General features: G+C 66.2%; 15 protein-coding genes and 1 other RNA gene. 6 read left to right on the top strand and 10 right to left on the bottom strand.

Annotation, left to right across the window (positions count from 1 at the left end; genetic code table 11):
- Nucleotides 1-74: 74 nt before the first annotated feature.
- The 3 genes from recR to dnaX form a co-directional block, all read right to left on the bottom strand.
- Nucleotides 75-671, bottom strand: a complete 597-nt coding sequence (gene recR, locus HMPREF1224_RS38375; RefSeq protein WP_003087237.1) for a recombination mediator RecR — start codon at nucleotides 669-671, stop codon at nucleotides 75-77.
- 78 nt (nucleotides 672-749) lie between these two features.
- Nucleotides 750-1076 (bottom strand): YbaB/EbfC family nucleoid-associated protein, encoded by a 327-nt coding sequence (locus HMPREF1224_RS38370; RefSeq protein ID WP_003087236.1) that lies wholly within the window; start codon nucleotides 1074-1076, stop codon nucleotides 750-752.
- 45 nt (nucleotides 1077-1121) lie between these two features.
- Complete coding sequence (dnaX, locus tag HMPREF1224_RS38365) at nucleotides 1122-3209, bottom strand: DNA polymerase III subunit gamma/tau (protein ID WP_010793999.1); 2088 nt, start codon at nucleotides 3207-3209, stop codon at nucleotides 1122-1124.
- A gap of 36 nt (nucleotides 3210-3245) precedes the next feature.
- On the opposite strand from dnaX, the gene HMPREF1224_RS38360 reads away from it, so the two are divergent.
- On the top strand, nucleotides 3246-4112 hold the full coding sequence (locus HMPREF1224_RS38360) for a substrate-binding periplasmic protein (RefSeq protein ID WP_003120462.1): 867 nt from the start codon (nucleotides 3246-3248) through the stop codon (nucleotides 4110-4112).
- A 46-nt stretch (nucleotides 4113-4158) separates the two neighbouring features.
- On the opposite strand, the gene ffs is transcribed toward HMPREF1224_RS38360, so the two are convergent.
- The 6 genes from ffs to HMPREF1224_RS38335 form a co-directional block, all read right to left on the bottom strand.
- An RNA gene (gene ffs / locus HMPREF1224_RS44790) (signal recognition particle sRNA small type) lies at nucleotides 4159-4255 on the bottom strand.
- Between the two features lie 110 nt (nucleotides 4256-4365).
- Entirely contained in the window at nucleotides 4366-4743 is a 378-nt protein-coding gene (locus HMPREF1224_RS38355) for a hypothetical protein (protein ID WP_003083354.1), read from the bottom strand.
- A 45-nt stretch (nucleotides 4744-4788) separates the two neighbouring features.
- Nucleotides 4789-7173, bottom strand: a complete 2385-nt coding sequence (gene ligA / locus HMPREF1224_RS38350) for an NAD-dependent DNA ligase LigA (protein ID WP_010793998.1) — start codon at nucleotides 7171-7173, stop codon at nucleotides 4789-4791.
- Nucleotides 7174-7263: 90 nt separating this feature from the next.
- Entirely contained in the window at nucleotides 7264-8133 is an 870-nt protein-coding gene (gene zipA / locus HMPREF1224_RS38345; RefSeq protein ID WP_003083352.1) for a cell division protein ZipA, read from the bottom strand.
- Nucleotides 8134-8297: 164 nt separating this feature from the next.
- Nucleotides 8298-11786 carry a chromosome segregation protein SMC gene (gene smc, locus HMPREF1224_RS38340; RefSeq protein WP_003114676.1) on the bottom strand — a complete coding sequence of 1163 codons (3489 nt, stop codon included), beginning with the start codon at nucleotides 11784-11786 and terminating at the stop codon, nucleotides 8298-8300.
- Between the two features lie 25 nt (nucleotides 11787-11811).
- On the bottom strand, nucleotides 11812-12471 hold the full coding sequence (locus HMPREF1224_RS38335; protein WP_003083350.1) for a GntR family transcriptional regulator: 660 nt from the start codon (nucleotides 12469-12471) through the stop codon (nucleotides 11812-11814).
- A gap of 180 nt (nucleotides 12472-12651) precedes the next feature.
- Between HMPREF1224_RS38335 and alkB2 the strand changes: the two genes are divergently transcribed.
- The 5 genes from alkB2 to guaD all read left to right on the top strand — a co-directional run bounded on the left by alkB2 (nucleotide 12652) and on the right by guaD (nucleotide 20092).
- Complete coding sequence (gene alkB2, locus HMPREF1224_RS38330) at nucleotides 12652-13785, top strand: alkane 1-monooxygenase AlkB2 (RefSeq protein ID WP_003083349.1); 1134 nt, start codon at nucleotides 12652-12654, stop codon at nucleotides 13783-13785.
- Nucleotides 13786-14005: 220 nt separating this feature from the next.
- Entirely contained in the window at nucleotides 14006-15460 is a 1455-nt protein-coding gene (xdhA, locus tag HMPREF1224_RS38325) for a xanthine dehydrogenase small subunit (RefSeq protein ID WP_003083347.1), read from the top strand.
- Nucleotides 15453-17852 carry a xanthine dehydrogenase molybdopterin binding subunit gene (xdhB, locus tag HMPREF1224_RS38320; RefSeq protein ID WP_003114679.1) on the top strand — a complete coding sequence of 800 codons (2400 nt, stop codon included), beginning with the start codon at nucleotides 15453-15455 and terminating at the stop codon, nucleotides 17850-17852. The genes xdhA and xdhB overlap by 8 nt, the downstream gene beginning before the upstream one ends.
- Nucleotides 17853-17878: 26 nt before the next feature.
- Entirely contained in the window at nucleotides 17879-18718 is an 840-nt protein-coding gene (gene xdhC / locus HMPREF1224_RS38315) for a xanthine dehydrogenase accessory protein XdhC (protein ID WP_003083344.1), read from the top strand.
- Between the two features lie 69 nt (nucleotides 18719-18787).
- Entirely contained in the window at nucleotides 18788-20092 is a 1305-nt protein-coding gene (gene guaD / locus HMPREF1224_RS38310) for a guanine deaminase (RefSeq protein WP_003083342.1), read from the top strand.
- Between the two features lie 53 nt (nucleotides 20093-20145).
- On the opposite strand, the gene HMPREF1224_RS38305 is transcribed toward guaD, so the two are convergent.
- On the bottom strand, nucleotides 20146-20925 hold the full coding sequence (locus HMPREF1224_RS38305) for a GntR family transcriptional regulator (protein ID WP_003083340.1): 780 nt from the start codon (nucleotides 20923-20925) through the stop codon (nucleotides 20146-20148).
- Nucleotides 20926-21201 lie beyond the last annotated feature (276 nt).

The raw sequence follows: 21201 nt of genomic DNA, 5'->3' as shown, positions 1-21201 counted from the left end.
TTTTCAATACGGGAAACTGGCCATCGGCGAGGGCGTATAGGCCGCCCGTCCTACGGATACGGGAGGCACAGAGCTCAGGAGATCGGCCGCCGTCCGGCCAGGGCGTGGGCCAAGGTGCCGCCATCGACCAGCTCCAGCTCGCCGCCCAGCGGCACGCCATGGGCGATACGCGACAAGGTCAGGCCGCGGCCGGCCAGTAGCTGGGCGATATAGTGGGCGGTGGCCTCGCCTTCGACGGTGGGGTTGGTGGCGAGGATCACCTCGCTGAAGGCTCCGTCCCTGATCCGCGCTTCCAGTTCGGGAATGCCGATCGCCTCCGGCCCCAGGCCGTCGAGCGGCGACAGGTGTCCCTTGAGCACGAAATAGCGGCCGCGGTAGCCGGTCTGCTCCACCGCGAATACGTCCAGCGGGCCTTCCACCACGCAGAGCAGCGAGTCGTCGCGTCGCGGGTCGGCGCACTGCGGGCACAGCTCCTCCTCGCTGAGGGTACGGCACTGCCGGCAATGACCGACCCCTTCCATCGCGGCGGTCAACGCCTGGGCCAGCTTCAGGCCGCCGCTGCGATCGCGCTCCAGCAGCATCAGCGCCATGCGCTGGGCCGACTTCTGCCCGACACCGGGAAGAATGCGCAGGGACTCGATCAGTTGGCGGATCAGCGGGCTGAAACTCATGCAGGACTCGTCGGATAGAGGGAGGGGAATGGCTGCCGGGCGCCGTCCGAAGAAGGCGGACCCGGCACGAACGCGGGATCAGAAGGGCATCTTGAAGCCGGGCGGCAGTTGCATGCCCGAGGTGAAGCCGGACATCTTTTCCTGGTTGTTCTGCTCGATCTTGCGCACCGCATCGTTGACCGCGGCCGCGATCAGGTCTTCGAGGATTTCCTTGTCTTCCTGCATCAGGCTGTCGTCCAGGCTTACGCGCTTGACGTCGTGGCGCCCGGTCATCACCACGCTGACCAGACCGGCGCCGGATTGCCCGGTCACTTCGGCGTTGGCCAGTTCTTCCTGCATCTTCTGCATCTTTTCCTGCATCTGCTGCGCCTGCTTCATCAGGCCGGCCATGCCACCTTTCATCATGTTCTTCACCTCGAATGTCGTCTTGTTGCGTGCGCCAAGCGCCGGTCAGGCCTTGGCTTCCAAAGGTTCGATGGTACCGTCACGGACCACCGCGGCGAACTGCTCGCGCAACTGCCGGACCAACGGGTCGGCATCGATCGATGCCTCGGCCGCCCGCTGGCGCTCGGCACGCCGGCGTGCCGCTGCCTGGGCCGGGGTCTCCTGCTCAGGCTTCTGCAGGGTCACCTCCAGTTTGAGGGTGCGCCCCAGGTGCTGGTTCAGCGCATCGTTCAGCCGCCGCTGCTGGGTGGCGTTGAACAGCGCGCTCTGGCCCGGATCGAGATGCAGATGCCAGTGGTCGCCGTCGGCAGCTACCAGCGTACAGTTGGCACCGATGCTGGCGGTCAGGCCGCCGAGGCCGAGCCGCGGGAACAGCTCCAGCCACTCCGCGGCCAGGCCGGTGGCCGGCTTCGCCGCCGGCAGCGGCTCCTCCACCACGACCACGTCAGGCTCGGGCGCGGCATCCAGGTAGGCCAGGGTATCCATGTCGACTTCGTAGTAGTCGTCTGCGGGCGGTGGCTCGTCGTCCTGCTCGTCCTGCTCGTCAGGTGCTACCGGCAACGCAGCCGGCAGGGCTTCCAGAACGGTTTCCACCACCGCCTCGACCTCCACTGCCGGAGGGATCGAGGGAGCCTCCACGGCTAGCGGCTCGGGCTCGGGCTCGGGCTCGGGCTCGGGCTCGGGCTCGGGCTCGGGCTCGGGCTCGGGCTCGGGCTCGGCAGCGAGGCTCGGCGCCGGCTCTTCCCAGGGCAAGTCGACGACCTCTGCCGCGGCGGCGGGCTCTTCGACAACCGCTTCCGCGACGCGCGCCTCGACCGCCGCCGGCGGCGCGGATGGCGCTGCCGGCGGGGCAGCCGGGGCTTCGACGGGCGCAGCCACGACAGGCGCGGGAGCAACGGCAGCGACCGGCGCAGGCGAGGCCGCGCCGGCCACGGGGGAGTTGGCGGGATCAGTCGTGGCCTTGCTGATCCCCAGGTCCTTTAGCGGCGTCCTCGGCACGCCGTCGGCGTCCGCCGGGCGGAACGCGAGCATCCGCAGCAACACCATCTCGAAGCCGCTACGCGGATCGGGCGCCAGCGGCAGGTCGCGGCGGCCGATCAGGCCCATCTGGTAATAGAACTGTACGTCTTCCGCCGGCAACGCCTGGGCCAGGGCCAGCACCCGCTCGCGGTCGCCCTGGCCATTGTCGATCGCTTCCGGCAGGGCCTGGGCGATCGCGACGCGGTGCAGCACGTTGAGTATTTCGGCAAGCACGCCGCCCCAGTCCGGCCCCTGCTCGGCCAGGTGGCGCACCGCTTCGAGCAGGGCGCGCGCATCGCCCTCCAGCAAGGCCTGGAGCACGCCATAGACCTGGCCGTGATCGAGGGTACCGAGCATCGCCCGCACGTCTGCGGCCAGCACCTTGCCCTCGCCGAAGGCGATGGCCTGGTCGGTCAGGCTCATGGCGTCACGCATCGAGCCGTCGGCGGCGCGCCCGAGCAACCACAGGGCGTCATCCTCGAAGGGCACGTTCTCGGCTCCGAGCACGTGGGTCAGGTGCTCGACCACCCGCTCCGGCGGCATGTTCTTCAGGGAGAACTGCAGACAGCGCGAGAGGATGGTCACCGGCAACTTCTGCGGGTCGGTGGTGGCCAGCAGGAACTTGACGTGCGGCGGCGGCTCCTCGAGGGTCTTGAGCAGCGCATTGAAACTGTGCGACGAGAGCATGTGCACTTCGTCGATCAGGTAGACCTTGTAGCGTCCGCGGGTCGGCGAGTACTGCACGTTGTCGAGCAGCTCGCGGGTATCCTCGACCTTGGTCCGGCTCGCGGCGTCCACTTCGATCAGGTCGACGAAGCGGCCTTCGTCGATTTCGCGACAGACCGAGCATTCGCCGCACGGCGTGGAGCTGACCCCGGTCTCGCAGTTCAGGCACTTGGCCAGGATCCGCGCGATGGTGGTCTTGCCGACCCCGCGGGTACCGGTGAACAGGTAGGCATGGTGCAGCCGCTGGTTGTCCAGGGCGTTGATCAGAGCCTTGAGCACATGGGTCTGGCCGACCATTTCACGGAAGGAACGGGGACGCCATTTACGCGCAAGAACTTGATAACTCATCGAAAACCGTCGCAGAAGGGAAGCACAAGTCGGCCAATGCTAGCGCAATTTACCCCTTCTGCGCTCGCCGACTTGGCAAACTGCGTGCTAAGAATTCCCCTGGCCCTTCAGCAGCCCTCGTCGGTGGCAATGACTCTACCTTCCCTGACATCGTTCATGCCTCATTTCGGCGCACCTGCGCTGCTCCTGCTGCAGTTGCTCGCGGCCCTGCCAGCGACGGCCGCGGAGACCGACGCGACGCCATTGCGCTTCTCGGTGATGGAAAGCTGGAGCATGCCGTTGGTCCGCCTGCAACGGGGCCAGCCGATCGACGGCATCGTCTACGACATCACCCGCTCCCTTGCCCGGCAGGTCGGCCGCAAGGCGCTCTACCACCCCTACCCGCGCGGGCGCATCGAGCAGGCGATGAACGCTGGCGAAATCGATGTCCGCTGCTACATCAGCCCCGCCTGGCTCAGCCACGACTTCCCCGGCTATCGCTGGAGCGTCGCGCTGCTGGTGCAACGCGACATCCTGGTCGCCCGCGAAGGCTTCGCGCCGATTCCCGAGGCGCTGCCGGCCCAGCGTATCGGTACCGTCCTTGGCTACAGCTATCCCCGCTTGCAAGCGCTGTTCGACATCGGCCGACTGCGCCGCGACGATGCGCGCACCCAGGATCTGGTGCTGGAAAAGCTGCGCGCCGGCCGCTACCGCTACGCGGTCAGCCATCAACTGTCGCTGCACTGGAGCAACCGCCAGGCGCCGGGGCAGCCGCCACTCCAGGAAGCCGCGCAGCTCGAAGAGACGGCGGTGAGCTGCATGGTGCGGGACTCCGCAGAGGTTCCGGTGGAAGCGATACTGAAGACGTTCGAGGAAATGAAGCGCAGCGGAGAGATCGAGGAGATACTGCAGCGCTACCGATAAGAACGGCGGCGGCGTGCGGAAAATGGCGGGCCTGAAATGGAGGCGGCCCCGCCAGCCACACCCCGGCACACGATGTTCCCGCTGTGGCTGCTTCCTTCCGGACCTGACCAGGTTGACGGGTAATCGTTGCGGGGGGACCGACAGGGCCACCATTGCAGCCTACCCTCGGGTAGGCCGCGCCATTCTACCGGCTTGCGCGTAAGTTACAACCACTTCAAGCACTTACGTTTGCAATCCATTTCGCGAAAGCGGTTCATTGCTGCTGGATCAGACCCTCCGGCGGCGGCTGGGTCGATACGCTCAGCTCGGTATCGACATACAGGTCCAGGGTGCCCCAGCCCGGCTTGGTGCTGAACGACGCATACTTCTCCTCACCGCGATGGAAGGAGAAGGCGATCCGGTAATCGCTGCCGCCGAACAGCTTCACCGGAAACTCGCGGACCTGGCCGGGCCGGATCTCCCCGGAGAAGGTTTCCACGCCCTGCTCCTTGTAGCTGTAGGCGATCGGCGCCGAAGCCTGGCCACTGTAATGCAGCAGGATGCGCGGCCGCTCGCTCCAACCCACGTAGGCGCCGAACAGCACCACCAATGCGAGCACGCCCAGCAACCGCTGCTTTCTTGCCTTGTCCATCGTTAACTCCAGTCTTCGGAAATCTTTCGCAGCAGCGCCGCCGCTTCAGCGGGCGACGCCGTGCTCGTCGAACAGTTTCAGCAGGCCGTCTTCGTCGAGCACCTTCACGCCCAGCTCGTTGGCCTTGGCCAGCTTCGAGCCGGCGCCGGGCCCGGCGACCACGCAGTGGGTCTTGGCCGACACCGAGCCGGCCACCTTGGCGCCGAGCCCTTCCAGCTTGTCCTTGGCCACGTCCCGGCTCATCGCCTCCAGGGTGCCGGTCAGCACCCAGGTCTGCCCGGCCAGAGGCAGGCCTTCGACCGCCTTGCGCTCGCTCTGCCAATGCATGCCGAACTCACGCAACTGCGCCTCGATGGCCAGGGCACGCTGCACGTTGGCCGGCTCGTCGAAGAAATCGCGCAGGCTTTTCGCCGCTCGCTCGGGCAGACGCTCCACCTGGCGTAGATCGAGCCAGTCGGCGCGGATGATGCCGTCGAGCGAACCGAAGCGGCTGGCCAGCTTTTCCGCGCCGGTGGCGGCGATGAAGGGAATGTTCAGCTTGTCGATGAAACCGGCCAGCGAGGCACAGGCGGCGAACTCCGCGGCGACCTCGCCCTCTTCCTGCAACTGCACGCCATGTTCGGCATCGCGCAACTGGGCGATCACCTGGCGGTTGTGCTCGTCGGCGAAGAAGTTGTGGATCTCGTAGGCTACCTCGGCGCCGACGTCCGGCAGGTAGGTCAACACTTCCGGGAGCGCCTTGCCGATCCGCTCGAGCGAACCCAGCGAACGCGCCAGCAGCTTGGCGGTTTCCTCGCCGACGTCGGGAATCCCCAGGGCGAAGATGAAGCGCGCCAGCGAAGGCTTGCGGCTATCGGCGATGGCCGTCAGCAGGTTGTTGGTGGACAGCTCGGCGAACCCTTCCAGCTCGAACACCTGTTCATAGGTCAGGGTATAGAGATCCGCCGGCGAGGCGACCAGCCCGCGATCCACCAGTTGCTCGACGATCTTGTCGCCAAGACCGTCGATGTCCATTGCCCGGCGCGATACGAAATGGATGATCGCCTGCTTCAACTGCGCCTGACAGGAGAGGCGGCCGACGCAGCGATAGATGGCGCCCTCGCTGATCGACTCCTTGCCCTTGCTGCGCTTGACCAACTGGGTCCGCTCCACGGCCGAGCCGCAGACCGGGCAATGCTCGGGCACCTCGATAGCCTGCGCATCCGCCGGGCGGCGCTCGAGCACCACCTGCATGACCTGCGGAATCACATCGCCAGCACGGCGGATCACCACCGTATCGCCGATGCGCAGGCCCAGGCGGGCGACTTCATCCATGTTGTGCAGGGTCGCATTGGACACCGTGACGCCGGCCACCTGCACCGGCTTGAGGCGTGCCACCGGGGTCACGGCGCCGGTGCGGCCGACCTGGAACTCGACACCCAGCAGCTCGGTCAACTCCTCGCGCGCGGGGAACTTGTGGGCGATCGCCCAACGCGGCTCGCGCGCGCGGAAGCCCAGTTCGCGCTGGAAGGCGATGCGGTTGACCTTGAACACCACGCCGTCGATCTCGTAGGCCAGCGCATCGCGTCGGCGACCGATGTCGTCGTAGTAGTCGCGGCAGGCCTGGGCGCCCTTGACCAGGCGCAGCTCGCGACTGATGGGGATACCCCAGCCGCGGAACGCCTCGAGGATGCCCACCTGGGTGTCCGGCAGCGTCCCGCTGACCTGGCCGAAGCCGTAGGCACAGAACTCCAGCGGGCGACTGGCGGTGATCTTCGAATCCAGCTGGCGCAGGCTGCCGGCCGCCGCGTTGCGCGGGTTGGCGAAGGTCTTGCCGCCGGTTTCCACGGCCTTGGCGTTGAGCGCCTCGAAACCGGCCTTGGACATGAACACCTCGCCGCGCACTTCGAGGGTCTCCGGCCAGCCTTCGCCGTGCAGCTTCAGCGGTACGTTGCGAATGGTGCGTACGTTGCTGGTGATGTCCTCGCCGGTGCTGCCATCGCCGCGGGTGGCGCCGCGCACCAGTTGGCCGCGTTCGTAGAGCAGGCTGACGGCCAGGCCGTCCAGCTTCGGCTCGCAACTGTACTCGACCTCCGCGCCACCGCCGAGCAGGTCGCCGCCAGGCAACAGGTCGGCCAGTCCTTCGCGTACGCGGCGGTCGAAGTCCAGCAGGTCCTGCTCCTCGAAGGCGTTGCCGAGGCTGAGCATGGGGATCTCATGGCGCACTTCGCCGAACGCCGAGGCCGGCGTGCCGCTGACCCGCTGGGTCGGCGAGTCGGGCGTCAGCAGTTGCGGGTACTCGGCCTCCAGCGCCTGCAACTCGCGGAACAGGCGATCGTATTCGGCGTCGGGAATGCTCGGTTCGTCGAGCACGTAGTAACGGTAATTGTGGGTGTCCAGTTCGGTTCGCAGTTGCGCGATGCGTTCGGCGGCAGCCTGGGTGTCGGTCATGGTGGGAGTCCGTGAAACGAAAAGAGCAGCCTCGGCTGCTCTATAGAGTAGTTCGCCCCCTCCCGTACGAAGAAAGGGGCTGTGGCCGGATCAGCGCTTCTGCATCAGGCTGCGACGCTCATGGTCGATGATGCGCTGGCGGTAGTGCTCGATGGTCTGGGCGGTCAACACGCTGCGCTGCTCGTCCTTCAGCTCGCCGTTCAGCTCGTGGGCCAGCTTGCGCGCGGCGGCAACCATCACGTCGAAGGCCTGCTTCGGATGGCGCGGCCCCGGCAGGCCGAGGAAGAAGCTCACGGCGCGGGTGCTGAAGTTGTCGATGTCGTCCAGGTCGAAAGTGCCCGGTTTCACCGCATTGGCCATGGAGAACAGGATCTCGCCATTGCCGGCCATGCTTTCGTGGCGATGGAAGATGTCCATGTCGCCGAAGCGCAGGCCGCTCTCGAGGATGTTCTGCAACAATGCCGGCCCCTTGAAGCCGCTCTCGTCGCGGGCGATGACGTTGATGATCAGCACCTCGTCGACCGGGGCAGGTTCGGCAGCAACCGCAGGGGCTTTCTCCCGCTCTTTCTCCTTGCGGCCCTTCGACTTGCCCTTGCGCGGCTCCACCGTCTCGGCGGCATCGCTCGGGTCCGCCTCCAGGGCCAGCCCCTCGTCGAGGTCCAGATCGCCCTGGCGCGGCTCTTCCTGGCGCTTGCCGCCCTTGCGTTCCTTGGCTTCGCGGGCGCTGACGCTGGGCAGGTCCTGTTCGTCGAAGGATGGCTCGCGATGCTCGACCACGCGCGCCGGCCCCAGCAGTTCAGCCGAGTCGCCGTCGTCGTCCGGCAGATTGGCGAAACTGCGGTCGAGCTTGAACTTCAACTTGCCCTTGCCGCCCCGCATCCGCCGCCAACCGTCGAAGAGAATGCCGGCGATCACGATAAGCCCGATAACGATAAGCCATTCGCGCAGACCGATATCCATGTAATTCCGTAGCCCCTAGTGAAAATGGTGAATAAAAAATGAAAAAAGGACGTCCTGTCCCTTGAAACGTGGAGCCAACCTTGTTCTGACAGAACTTTCCCACGCGATACAAAAAGTGGCCATTAAACTAACATGCCCATGCACAAGTTTACACTGCCTGACACTCAGGCTTCAGCCAATGCGACCGCCTCTTCCACGTCAACTGCAACAAGCCGTGAACAGCCCGGCTCATGCATGGTCACGCCCATCAACTGATCGGCCATTTCCATGGCGATCTTGTTGTGGGTGATATAGATGAACTGCACCTTTTCCGACATCTCCTTCACCAATCGCGCATAACGTCCGACGTTGGCATCGTCCAATGGCGCATCGACTTCGTCGAGCATGCAGAACGGCGCCGGGTTCAACTGGAAGATGGCGAATACCAGCGCCAGCGCGGTCAGCGCCTTTTCCCCGCCGGACAACAAGTGGATGGTGCTGTTCTTCTTGCCCGGCGGGCGCGCCATGATCGCCACACCGGTATCGAGTAGATCTTCGCCGGTAAGTTCCAGATATGCCGTACCGCCGCCGAATACCTTCGGGAACAATGCCTGAAGGCCAGCATTGATCTGGTCGAAGGTTTCCTTGAAACGATTGCGGGTTTCCCGGTCGATCTTGCGGATGACGTTTTCCAGCGTCTCCAGCGCTTCGGCCAGGTCGTCGTTCTGCGAGTCCAGGTAGCGCTTGCGCTCGGACTGCTGCTGGTACTCCTCGATCGCCGCCAGGTTGATCGGCCCCAGACGCTGGATGCGCGCCGCGAGACTCTCGAGACGCTCCTCCCAATCGCGTTCGCTGGCATCCAGGGGCAGGTTGGCCAGTACCGTATGCAGGTCGTAGCCGTCTTCGGCGAGCTGCTCCTGCAAGGCTTTGCGCCGCACCACCAGCCCCTGCCACTCCAGGCGCTGCTGCTCCAGCTGGCCACGCAGCAGTTGCGATTGCTGCTCGGCCTGGCCGCGGCGCTTCTCCACCTCGCGCAGTTCGCGATCGGCGTCTTCCAGGGCCAGCCGCGCCTGCTTGAGTTCGTCCTCGACGGCCATCCGCCGCTCCAGCAACTCCTCGAGCTTCATGCGCAGCTCTTCCAGCGGTGCCGCCCCCTCCTCCAGATTGAGGTTGAGCTGTTCGCAACGCTCGTTGAGGCGCGCCGACTGCTGGTCGAGGCGCTCCAGGGCCTGCTGGGTGGAATTGTGCTGCGCCTTCAGCGAGCCGACCCGCACCGCCAACTGGTGCGCATGGTCCTTGTGGGTGCGGGCATCCTGGCGAATCCGGTCGAGCCGTTCGCGCAGGGCGTCACGCTCCGCCAGCAGGGATTCCCGGCGCTCGGTGTCCAGCGCCATGCTATCCAGCGCTTCCTGCAGGGTCAGGCGCGCCTCGCTCAGTTGCTCCTGTTCCAGCGCGCGCTGCTCGGCCAGTTCCGCCACTTCTTCGTCGAGACGGCGGCGACGCAGTACCAGTTGCTCGACCTTGGCCTGCTGCGCGGACAACTGCGCCTTCAGCTCGCCGTGCCGGCGCCCCTCCTCCTGGACCTGGCGCCGCACCTGCTCCCGCGCGCCTTCCAGCTCGCGCTGCTCGTCGCGGGCCGCAGCCAGACGCTCCTCGCCTTCGGCGACACGGGTTTCCAGGGCCTCCCGCCGCTCCTGCAACGCCTCCAGTTCCTGGGCGCGGGCGAGCATGCCGCCCTGGGCCTCGTCGCTGCGCCGGACCCGCAGGAAGTGCCGGCCGACCCAGTAGCCATCGCGACTGATCAGGCTCTCGCCGTCGTCCAGGGCGCCGCGCTGGGCGAGCGCCTGTTCCAGGGTCTCCACCGGTTTCACCCGGGCCAACCAGGGACTCAGGTCGGCGTCGGCGCGGACCTTGTCCAGCAGCGAACCGGCCGCCGTCGCGGCTCCGCGAGCGGGGCTGAGCAGGCGCAGCTCGCCCTTGCCGAAGCCGGCCAGGGCGAGCCCGTCGAAGCCGTCCAGCAAGACCGCCTGCAGATCCGCGCCGAGCACGGTCTCCACCGCCAGCTCCCAACCCGGCTCGACACGCAAGCCTTCGGCGAGGCGCGGACGTTGTTCCAGGCCCTGCTCGCGCAACCACTCCAAGGCGCCCTGTCCGGGATCGAGAGCGGCCTGCTGCAGGGCCTCCAGCGAAGCGATGCGCCCGTTCAGGCGCTGCAACTCGCCCTGCGCCTGGTGCTGTTCGGCGGCCAGCTGCTGCAATTCCTGGCGCAATTGTTCGAGTCGCTCGGCTTGGCCCTGCTCCTGCAATTGCAGTTCTTCCAGGGCCAGTTCGGCGATCGCCACCTGTTCGTTGAGTTCGAGGATCGCCGCGTCCTCGGGGTCGGCCGCCAACTGGCCACGCTCCTCCTGCAGGCGCCGCTCGCGATCCTGCAGGCGCTCCAGGCTCTGCTCCAGGTGCTGGATGCGCGACTGCTGCACCTCGGCCTGGCGGCGGGGTTCGGCGCTCTGCTGGTTGAAGGCATCCCACTGCTGCTGCCAGGCCTGCATGCCCTGCTCGGCCTGTTCCAGGGCGATGCCCGCTTCTTCCGCGGCGGCCGCGCTGAGTTCCTGTTCCGGTGCGAGCATGGCCATTTCCTCGGCCAGGGTCGCGAGCAAGGTACGGTCATGCCCGAGGTGCGATTCGGTTTCCTGGCGGGTCCGTTCGGCTTCGCGCAAGTCGTCCTGCAACTGGCGCTGGCGCTGCTGGCCATGCTGGATGCTCTGCTCGACCCGGGCGATGTCGCCGCCGACCGAATAGAAGCGTGCCTGCACCTGGTTGAAGCGTTCGGACAACTCGTGATGGCCGTCGCGCAGCCGTTCGATGCCGGCATCGGCACCACGCTGCTCGGCCACCAGGGCCTCGAAGGCGATCTCCTGGTCGCCGATGACCCGCTCGCGCTGACCGACCTGCTCGTTCAGGTCGCGCCAGCGCACGGCACCCAGCTGGGCCTTGAGCTGGCGCTCCTCGGCCTTGTGTTCCTGGTATTTTTCCGCCGACTGGGCCTGCCGGTGCAGGCGTTCCAGTTGCCGCCCCAGCTCTTCGCGCAGGTCGGTGAGGCGTGCCAGGTTTTCCTGGGTCCGACGGATGCGGCTTTCGGTTTCGCGGCGGCGCTCCTTGTACTTGGAAATGCCCGCGGCTTCCTCGATGAAGTTGCGCAGGTCTTCCGGACGCGCCTCGATCAGCTTGGAGATCATGCCCTGTTCGATGATCGAGTAGCTGCGCGGCCCCAGGCCGGTGCCGAGGAAGATGTCGGTGATGTCGCGCCGCCGGCACTTGGTGCCGTTGAGGAAATAGGTGTTCTGCCCATCCCGCGAGACCCGCCGGCGAATGGATATCTCGGCGTACTGGGCGTATTCGCCCACCAGGGTGGTCTCGGCGTTGTCGAAGATCAGCTCGATGCTCGCCTGGCTCACCGGCTTGCGGGTATTCGAGCCGTTGAAGATGACATCGGTCATCGACTCGCCGCGCAGGTTCTTCGCCGAGCTTTCGCCCATCACCCAGCGCACCGCGTCGATGATGTTCGACTTGCCGCAGCCGTTCGGCCCTACCACTGCCGCCATGTTGCTGGGGAAGTTCACCGTGGTCGGATCGACGAAGGACTTGAACCCCGCCAGCTTGATGCTCTTCAGGCGCATGCGTGCGCTCCCGCCAGGGTCGCCATCAGCGTTCGGCGAGCGCGGCCAGCACCAGCTGGCAGTTGTGGCGGCCGTATTCCAGCAGGACCTCGCGGATCCTCGCCTCGTCACGGGCGATCACCGCTTGCAGGAGCTGAGCAAAACTGCCGAGGAACTGGTTCATTTCCGCCTTGCGCCGTTCCAGCGCCAGGTGGTAGGCGCGACTCACCGCCGGCAGCAGGTTTTCGACGGTCTCCTGCAGGTAGGGATTGTTCGCGAAAGGAAAGGCCGCGCGCATGATGTCGAAGCTGGCCTCGACGAAGCCGTCGATATCGCTTTGCGCCAGGTTGTTCAGCAGGCGCTGCTGGATGACCAGGAACGGTGCCAGCTCGGCTTCGCTGCGCCAGCGCCGGGCGACGCTTTCCGCCAGCAGGATGTAGAGCTGAACGATCAGCGCGTAGAGGCTTTCCACATGTTGCGGGGACAGTTCGGACACCTGGGCGCCGCGGCGCGGCAGGATGTTCACCAGGTGGCGGCGTTCGAGAATCAGCAGCGCCTCGCGGACCGAGCCGCGACTGACGTTGAGGGTCTGGGTGACCTTCTGCTCCTGGATACGTTCCCGTTCCTTGAGTTCTCCCCGGATGATGCGTTCCGCGAGGTGGTGGGCGATCTGCTCTGCCAGGCTGTCCGGGGCCTTGAACGTCATGGTGATCCTTTTATCCAGGGGCGCGTTTTCCGGGGGTATATGGATGGGAAGTGTAACACAGGGCGTTACCCCGCCGGCTTCCCGGCGAAGCGGCGGACAGAACGAAGGTTGGGATGGGGCAGGCCGGCCAAGGGAGGACAATTGTCAGACAATCTAACAAGATAAATACGAGGACTTCCCATGTTTGCCTCGCTTTCCTCTGCCTGGATGCTGCGTCTGAAAAAGTACGGCTACTGGATCTGGCTGATCGCGGTGCTCGGCATCCCGCTCAGCTACTGGTGGTCGCTCGGTAGCGACTACCCCAACGCCTGGCCCTGGCTGGTGATCAGCGTGGTGTTCGGGCTGATCCCGATCCTCGATGCCATCGTCGGCCGCGATCCGGCCAACCCCGAGGAAGCCAGCGAAGTGCCGGAGATGGAAGCACAGGGCTACTACCGCGTACTGTCCCTGGCCACCGTCCCGCTGTTGCTGGGCATGCTCGTCTGGTCCGGCTGGATCCTCGCCCACGAGACCCGCTGGGACTGGGTCGGCCAACTGGGCTGGATCCTGTCGGTGGGCACCGTGATGGGCGCCATCGGCATCACCGTCTCCCACGAACTGATCCACAAGGACCCGCAACTGGAACAGAACGCCGGCGGCCTGCTGCTGGCGGCGGTGTGCTATGCCGGCTTCAAGGTCGAACACGTGCGCGGCCACCATGTACACGTCTCGACCCCGGAAGATGCCTCGTCCTCGCGCTACGGCCAGAGCCTCTACTCGTTCCTCCCGCACGCCTACAAGCACAACTTCCTCAACGCCTGGCGCCTGGAGGCCGAGCGCCTGAAGCGCAAGGGCCTGCCGGCCCTGCACTGGCGCAACGAGCTGATCTGGTGGTACGCCATCAGCGCCCTCTTCCTGCTCGGCTTCAGCCTGGCCTTCGGCTGGCTGGGAGCGATCTTCTTCCTCGGCCAGTCGGTGATGGCCTTCACCCTGCTGGAGATCGTCAACTACGTCGAGCACTACGGCCTGCATCGGCGGCGCCTGGACAACGGCCGCTACGAACGCACCACGCCGGAACACTCGTGGAACAGCAATTTCCTCCTGACCAACCTGTTCCTTTTCCACCTGCAGCGCCATTCCGACCACCATGCCTACGCCAAGCGCCGCTACCAGGTGCTGCGCCACTACGACAGCAGCCCGCAACTGCCCAACGGCTATGCCGGGATGATCGTCCTCGCCCTGTTCCCACCGCTCTGGCGCGCGGTGATGGACCCGAAGGTGCGCGCCTACTATGCCGGCGAGGAATACCAGCTTACCGACACCCAGCGCATCTGAGCGTCCCGCCCCTGGGAAACGGCACCTTCGGGTGCCGTTTTCGTTTATGGGCAAACTGACTGACCTACAGGTCAAAAAATTATTTGACTCAAAAGTCAGTTTTTTCTAGATTCGCCTCCATAGCTCCTACCGTGGAGCCCTGTGCGGAAACCGCCCCACTCCGGCCGGTTCTCCTGCAAGGCCTAGAATTCAATAACAAGAACCCGCCTGGAGGCACGCCTTGATCAGGTTCCTGCTCAACCGGGAGATCCGCGTCGAAGAACGCCTGGACCCCAACCTCACCGTCCTCGACTACCTGCGCCGGCACCTCGGCAAGACCGGCACCAAGGAAGGCTGCGCCTCCGGCGATTGCGGCGCCTGCACCGTGGTGGTCGGCGAACTGGTCACCGGCGAGGATGGTGCCGAACGCATCCGCTATCGCAGCCTGAACTCCTGCCTGACCTTCGTTTCCGCCCTTCACGGCAAGCAATTGATCACCGTCGAGGACCTCAAGCACCAGGACCGCCTGCACGACGTGCAGCAGGCGATGGTCGACTGCCATGGCTCGCAGTGCGGGTTCTGCACGCCGGGTTTCGTCATGTCGCTGTTCGCCCTGCAGAAGAACAGCGCCGGCGCCGATCCGGCCAAGGCCCACGAGGCGCTCGCCGGCAACCTCTGCCGCTGCACCGGCTACCGGCCGATCCTCGACGCCGCCGAGCAGGCCTGCTGCCACAAGCGCGCAGACCAGTTCGACGCCCGGGAAGCCGCCACCATCGAGCAATTGCGCGCCATCGCTCCGCGCGAAACCGCCGAGCTGAACAGCGGTGACCGGCGCTGCCTGCTGCCGCTCACCGTCGCCGACCTGGCCGACCTCTACGGCGCCAATCCGCAGGCACGCCTGCTGGCCGGCGGCACCGACCTGGCGCTGGAGGTCACCCAGTTCCATCGCGAACTGCCGGTGATGATCTATGTCGGCCACATCCGCGAAATGAAACGCATCGAAGTGGGCGCCAACTGCCTGGAAATCGGCGCCGCCACCCCGCTGACCGACTGCTACCAGGCGCTGGCCGCGGACTACCCGGACTTCGGCGAGTTGCTGCAGCGTTTCGCGTCCCTGCAGATCCGCAACCAGGGCACTCTCGGCGGCAATATCGGCAACGCCTCGCCGATCGGCGACGCCCCGCCGCTGCTGATCGCCCTCGGCGCGAAGATCGTCCTGCGCCGCGGCGAACGGCGCCGCGAGCTGCCGCTGGAGGAGTACTTCCTCGACTACAAGGTCACCGCCCGCGAAGAAGGCGAGTTCATCGAGAAGATCCTGGTCCCGCGTGCCCGGCCCAGCCAGGCGTTCAAGGCCTACAAGGTCTCCAAGCGCATCGACGACGATATTTCCGCGGTCTGCGCCGCCATCAGCCTCGACCTGGAAGATGGCCGGATCGCCCGCGCCAGGGTCGCCTTCGGCGGCATGGCGGCGATTCCCAAGCGCGCCGCCGCCTGCGAAGCGGCGCTGCAAGGCGCGCGCCTGGAAGCCGCCAGCTTCGAACGCGCCGCGGCCGCCCTGGCGAACGACTTCACCCCGCTCAGCGACTTCCGCGCGAGCAAGGAATATCGCCTGCTGACCGCGCAGAACCTGCTGCGCAAATGCTTCCTGGAGCTGCACGCTCCCGCCGTCGAAACCCGGGTGACCGCCTATGTCTAACCATCGCAAGCCGCACAAGAGCCAGGAAGAGCTGGCCGACCTGTTCCGCGCCGAGTTGACCACCGGAGTCGGCCGCAGCGTCAAGCACGAAAGCGCCCCCAAGCACGTCAGCGGCGAGGCGATCTACATCGACGATCGCCTGGAGTTTCCCAACCAGTTGCACGTCTATGCGCGCCTGAGCGAGCGCGCCCACGCCCGCATCACCCGCCTCGACGTGACGCCCTGCTACCAGTTCCCCGGCGTCGCCATCGCCCTCACCGCCGCCGACGTTCCCGGCCAGCTCGACATCGGCCCGGTGGTGGCCGGCGACCCACTGCTGGCCGATGGCAAGGTGGAGTATGTCGGACAGATGGTCCTGGCGGTCGCCGCCGACAGCCTGGAAACCGCGCGCAAGGCGGCCATGGCGGCGATCGTCGAGTACGAAGACCTGGAACCGGTGCTCGACGTGGTCGAGGCCCTGCGCAAGCGCCATTTCGTCCTCGACAGCCACCAGCACCGCATCGGCGACTCCGCCGCCGCGCTGGCCGGCGCGCCGCATCGCCTGCAAGGCACGCTGCACATCGGCGGCCAGGAGCATTTCTACCTGGAGACGCAGATTTCCTCGGTAATGCCCAGCGAAGACGGCGGCATGATCGTCTATTGCTCGACCCAGAACCCCACCGAAGTGCAGAAGCTGGTGGCCGAGGTCCTCGGGGTTTCCTTCAACCGCATCGTCATCGACATGCGCCGCATGGGCGGCGGCTTCGGCGGCAAGGAAACCCAGGCCGCGGCGCCGGCCTGCCTGTGCGCGGTGGTCGCCTACCACACCGGGCGTCCGGCGAAGATGCGCCTGCCGCGCATGGAGGACATGCAGATCACCGGCAAGCGTCACCCGTTCTACGTCGAATACGACGTCGGCTTCGACGACGATGGCCGCCTGCACGGCATCCAGATCGACCTGGCCGGCAACTGCGGCTATTCGCCGGACCTCTCCGGCTCGATCGTCGACCGCGCCATGTTCCACTCGGACAACGCCTACTTCCTCGGCAACGCCACCATCAACGGCCACCGTTGCAAGACCAACACCGCCTCGAACACCGCCTACCGCGGTTTCGGCGGGCCCCAGGGAATGGTCGCCATCGAGGAGATCATGGACGCCGTGGCCCGCAGCCTGGGCAAGGATCCGCTGGAGGTGCGCAAGCTCAACTACTACGGCAAGGACGAGCGCAACGTCACCCATTACCACCAGACCGTCGAGCACAACCTGTTGGCGGAGATGACCGCCGAGCTGGAAGCGAGCAGCGAGTACGCCCGCCGCCGCGAGGAAATCCGTGCCTTCAATGCCGCCAGCCCGGTCCTGAAGAAAGGCCTGGCGCTGACCCCGGTGAAGTTCGGCATTTCGTTCACCGCGACCTTCCTCAACCAGGCAGGTGCGCTGATCCACATCTATACCGACGGCAGCATCCACCTGAACCATGGCGGCACCGAGATGGGCCAGGGCCTCAATACCAAGGTCGCCCAGGTGGTCGCCGAGGTCTTCCAGGTCGACGTGGAGCGCATCCAGATCACCGCCACCAATACCGACAAGGTGCCCAATACCTCGCCCACCGCCGCCTCCTCGGGCACCGACCTGAACGGCAAGGCCGCGCAGAATGCCGCCGAAACCATCAAGCGGCGCCTGGTGGAGTTCGCCGCGCGGCACTGGAAGGTCAGCGAGGAAGACATCGAGTTCCGCAACAACCAGGTGCGTATCCGCGAGCTGATCCTGCCGTTCGAGGAACTGATCCAGCAGGCCTACTTCGGCCAGGTCTCGTTGTCCAGCACCGGCTTCTACCGCACGCCGAAGATCTTCTACGACCGCGAGCAGGCCCGTGGCCGGCCCTTCTATTATTTCGCCTACGGCGCCGCCTGCTCGGAGGTGATAGTCGATACCCTCACCGGCGAATACCGCATGCTGCGCACCGACATCCTGCATGACGTCGGCGACTCGCTGAACCCGGCCATCGACATCGGCCAGGTCGAAGGCGGCTTCGTCCAGGGCATGGGCTGGCTGACCATGGAGGAACTGGTCTGGAACGCCAAGGGCAAGCTGATGACCAGCGGCCCGGCCAGCTACAAGATTCCCGCCGTCGCCGACATGCCGCTGGACCTGCGGGTGAAACTGCTGGAGAACCGCAAGAATCCGGAGCAGACCGTGTTCCATTCCAAGGCCGTGGGCGAGCCGCCGTTCATGCTCGGCATCTCGGTCTGGTGCGCGATCAAGGACGCCGTGGCCAGCCTCGCCGACTACCGCGCGCAACCCGCCATCGACGCGCCGGCGACGCCCGAGCGGGTGCTCTGGGGCGTGGAACAGATGCGCCGGCTGAAGGCCGCCCAGGCGCAAGCGGCGGACGCCGCGGTCGAACCGGCCTGAACCGCCGCGATCGGGAGGATGACGAGATGAACTGGATCAGCGCCCTGGCCGAGTTGCAGCGTAGCGGCGAACCTTGCGTCCTGGTGACCATCATCGAGGAACGCGGCTCGACCCCGCGCAACGCCGGCTCGAAGATGGTGGTCAGCGCCGAGCGGCTCTACGACACCATCGGCGGCGGCCACCTGGAATACAGGGCCCAGGCCATTGCCCGGGAAATGCTCGCCGCGCGGACCCAGGACACCCGCCTGGAGCGCTTCAGCCTGGGCGCCAGTCTCGGCCAGTGCTGCGGCGGCGCCACGGTGCTGCTGTTCGAGCCGATGGGCCAGCCGCAGGCACACATCGCCGTGTTCGGCGCGGGCCACGTCGGTCGCGCCCTGGTACCCTTGCTCGCCAGCCTGCCCTGCCGGGTGCGCTGGATCGATTCGCGGGAACACGAATTTCCCGCGCTCCTGCCCGACGGCGTGGAGAAAGTGGTGAACGACGAAGTGCTCGACGAGGTCGAGCGGATGCCGCCCGGCAGCCACTTCATCGTCATGACCCACAATCACCCGCTGGACCTGGAGCTTACCGCGGCGATCCTGGCGCGCAACGACTTCGCCTACTTCGGCCTGATCGGCTCGAAGACCAAGCGCGTCAAGTTCGAGCACCGCCTGCGCGAACGTGGCGTCGACGCCGAACGCCTGCAACGGATGCGCTGCCCGATGGGCCTGGAGCAGGTGAAAGGCAAGCTGCCGGCGGAGATCGCCATCTCCATCGCCGGCGAGGTGATCGCCACCTACAACGCCGCCTTCGGCCTGGAACGCAAGCAGGGGCCGTCGAGCGTCACCCGGCTGACCCCGGAGTCGCGCCGCGCCCACGAATCCTGAGCGGCCCCCCGCTCCCCCGCGTCCGCCGCCAGGCGGCGGACCTCCCACGAACCTTTTTTCGAGACTGCCATGACCCGCAACGCCAAAGCCTACCGCGCCGCCATCCTGCACAGCATCGCCGACCCCGCGGAGGTCGGCGTCGAACGCTCCTACGAATACTTCGAGGACGGCCTGTTGCTGGTGGAGGACGGCAAGGTCGCTCGCCTCGGTGACGCCGAAACCCTGCTCGGCGAGATCGGCGAGGTCGAGGTCTTCGAGTACCGCGACGCGCTGATCACCCCCGGCTTCATCGATACCCACATCCATTTCCCGCAGACCGGGATGATCGCCTCCTACGGCGAACAACTGCTGGACTGGCTGAACACCTATACCTTCCCCACCGAGCGCCAATTCGGCGACCAGGCCCATGCCGACCAGGTCGCCGAGATCTTCCTGCAGGAACTGCTGCGCAACGGCACCACCACCGCCCTGGTCTTCGGCAGCGTGCACCGGCAATCGGTGGAATCGCTGTTCGAGGCCGCCCGGCGCCTGGACCTGCGCCTGATCGCCGGCAAGGTGATGATGGACCGCAACGCGCCGGACTACCTGACCGACACCGCCGAGAGCAGCTACCGCGACAGCAAGGCGCTGATCGAGCGCTGGCACGGCCAGGGCCGTCTGCTCTACGCGGTGACCCCGCGCTTCGCCCCGACCAGCACCGCGGAACAGCTGGACATGGCGGCGCGGCTGCTGCGCGAGCATCCCGGCGTATACCTGCACACCCATCTGTCGGAGAACCTCAAGGAAATCGAGTGGGTGAAGGAGCTGTTCCCCGAGCGCAGCGGCTACCTGGACGTCTACGACCACCACGGCCTGCTCGGGCCGCGCTCGGTGTTCGCCCATGGCGTGCACCTGTGCGACGGCGAATGCCAGCGCCTGGCGGAGACTGGCTCGGCGGTGGCGTTCTGCCCGACCTCCAACCTGTTCCTCGGCAGCGGTCTGTTCGACCTGCCGAAGCTGGAGCGCTACAAGGTCAAGGTCGGCCTCGGCACCGATGTCGGCGCCGGCACCAGCTTCTCCCAGCTGCAGTCCCTGAACGAGGCGTACAAGGTCATGCAGTTGCAGGGCGCCCGCCTCGATCCGTTCAAGTCGCTCTACCTCGCCACCCTCGGCGGCGCCCGTGCGCTGGAGCTGGACGACCGGATCGGCAGCTTCGCCACCGGCAACGAGGCGGACTTCGTGGTCCTCGACTACCACGCCACCCCGCTGCTCTCCTACCGCCTGAGCCAGGCCGGCAGCCTGGCCGAACGGCTGTTCGCGCTGACCATCCTCGGCGACGACCGCACGGTGAAGGAAACCTTCGCCGCCGGTCGCTCGGTGCATCGCCGCGACTGACTCCCGGCGGAAACGAAAAAGCCCCGCATCGCGGGGCTTTTTCATGCTTCGGATCAGGCCGCCGAGTCGCTGTCGGCCTTGGCCCGGCGTGGCTTCTTCTTGCCGCCGAGGAGGTGCGAGAACACCGCGTGCAGGTCGCCGGAAGCGTTGTCGCTCTCCAGGTTGAGCTTGCTGTCGATATGCTCCATGTGGTGCATCATCAGGGTCACCGCGCGCTCCTTGTCGCCCTTCTCGATGGCGTCGAGGATCTCGTTGTGCTCGTCGAACGAGCAGTGCGAGCGACCGCCGCTTTCGTACTGGGCGATGATCAGCGAGGTCTGCGACACCAGGCTGCGCTGGAAACTCACCAGAGGAGCGTTGCGCGCCATCTCGGCGAGCTTCAGGTGGAACTCGCCGGACAGGCGGATGCCGGCGCCCCGGTCGCCACGGGCGAAGCTGGATTGTTCCTGCACCACCATCTCGCGCAACTCGGCCAGACGCTCGGCGGTGGCGTTGTCGGTGGCCAGTTCGGTGATGGCGCGCTCGACTGTGCGGCGGGCGAAAAGGATCTGCCGGGCCTCGTCGATGCTCGGGCTGGCGACCACCGCGCCGCGGTTCGGCCGTAACAGCACCACCTGCTCGTGGGCCAGGCGCGAGAGGGCGCGGCGAATGATGGTGCGGCTGACACCGAATATCTCGCCGAGCGCCTCCTCGCTCAGCTTGGTGCCGGGGGCCAGGCGTTGTTCGAGGATGGCGTCGAAGATGTGGGCGTAGACGATCTCGTCTTGGGTACCGCTGCGGGCAGCCTTGCCGGTGCGCGGCGGCTTCCTGATGTGTTGCAACTGATCGGTCATCGGTCTCGAACCTTGTGCGTCCGGCTTGTGGCCTGGGCTGATCCTCGCTCACGGGCGTGGGTGAGGCACGCCGGCGGCTGGTAGCGAAATAGTGTACACAAGCAGCGGCATCCGACGCACCACCCCTTTCCGCCCCTCGTTCCGAGCGCGCGGCACCGCCCGGAAGGGGGCGTGACGGAAAGCTGATAAAAATGTGGCGAAACACCCTCAAACATTCTTTGACCTTTTTGTATACAAAGGCATAATCGCTCGCACGAGTTCTTGACCCAGAGGTCA

Origin of the sequence: Pseudomonas sp. P179 (assembly GCF_000478485.2) — a bacterium.
GTDB classification, from domain to species: domain Bacteria; phylum Pseudomonadota; class Gammaproteobacteria; order Pseudomonadales; family Pseudomonadaceae; genus Pseudomonas; species Pseudomonas aeruginosa.
The sequence above is the reverse complement of the archived record's forward strand: the minus strand, read 5'-3'. Positions and strand labels throughout refer to the sequence as shown.

Coding starts and splice junctions, on each gene's coding strand:
- xdhB (WP_003114679.1), top strand. CDS start 15,453: ATGTCTAACCATCGCAAGCCGCACAAGAGCCAGGAAGAGCTGGCCGAC.
- HMPREF1224_RS38370 (WP_003087236.1), bottom strand. CDS start 1,076: ATGATGAAAGGTGGCATGGCCGGCCTGATGAAGCAGGCGCAGCAGATG.
- guaD (WP_003083342.1), top strand. CDS start 18,788: ATGACCCGCAACGCCAAAGCCTACCGCGCCGCCATCCTGCACAGCATC.
- HMPREF1224_RS38355 (WP_003083354.1), bottom strand. CDS start 4,743: ATGGACAAGGCAAGAAAGCAGCGGTTGCTGGGCGTGCTCGCATTGGTG.
- zipA (WP_003083352.1), bottom strand. CDS start 8,133: ATGGATATCGGTCTGCGCGAATGGCTTATCGTTATCGGGCTTATCGTG.
- ligA (WP_010793998.1), bottom strand. CDS start 7,173: ATGACCGACACCCAGGCTGCCGCCGAACGCATCGCGCAACTGCGAACC.
- HMPREF1224_RS38305 (WP_003083340.1), bottom strand. CDS start 20,925: ATGACCGATCAGTTGCAACACATCAGGAAGCCGCCGCGCACCGGCAAG.
- alkB2 (WP_003083349.1), top strand. CDS start 12,652: ATGTTTGCCTCGCTTTCCTCTGCCTGGATGCTGCGTCTGAAAAAGTAC.
- xdhC (WP_003083344.1), top strand. CDS start 17,879: ATGAACTGGATCAGCGCCCTGGCCGAGTTGCAGCGTAGCGGCGAACCT.
- HMPREF1224_RS38335 (WP_003083350.1), bottom strand. CDS start 12,471: ATGACGTTCAAGGCCCCGGACAGCCTGGCAGAGCAGATCGCCCACCAC.
- recR (WP_003087237.1), bottom strand. CDS start 671: ATGAGTTTCAGCCCGCTGATCCGCCAACTGATCGAGTCCCTGCGCATT.
- smc (WP_003114676.1), bottom strand. CDS start 11,786: ATGCGCCTGAAGAGCATCAAGCTGGCGGGGTTCAAGTCCTTCGTCGAT.
- dnaX (WP_010793999.1), bottom strand. CDS start 3,209: ATGAGTTATCAAGTTCTTGCGCGTAAATGGCGTCCCCGTTCCTTCCGT.
- HMPREF1224_RS38360 (WP_003120462.1), top strand. CDS start 3,246: ATGCTAGCGCAATTTACCCCTTCTGCGCTCGCCGACTTGGCAAACTGC.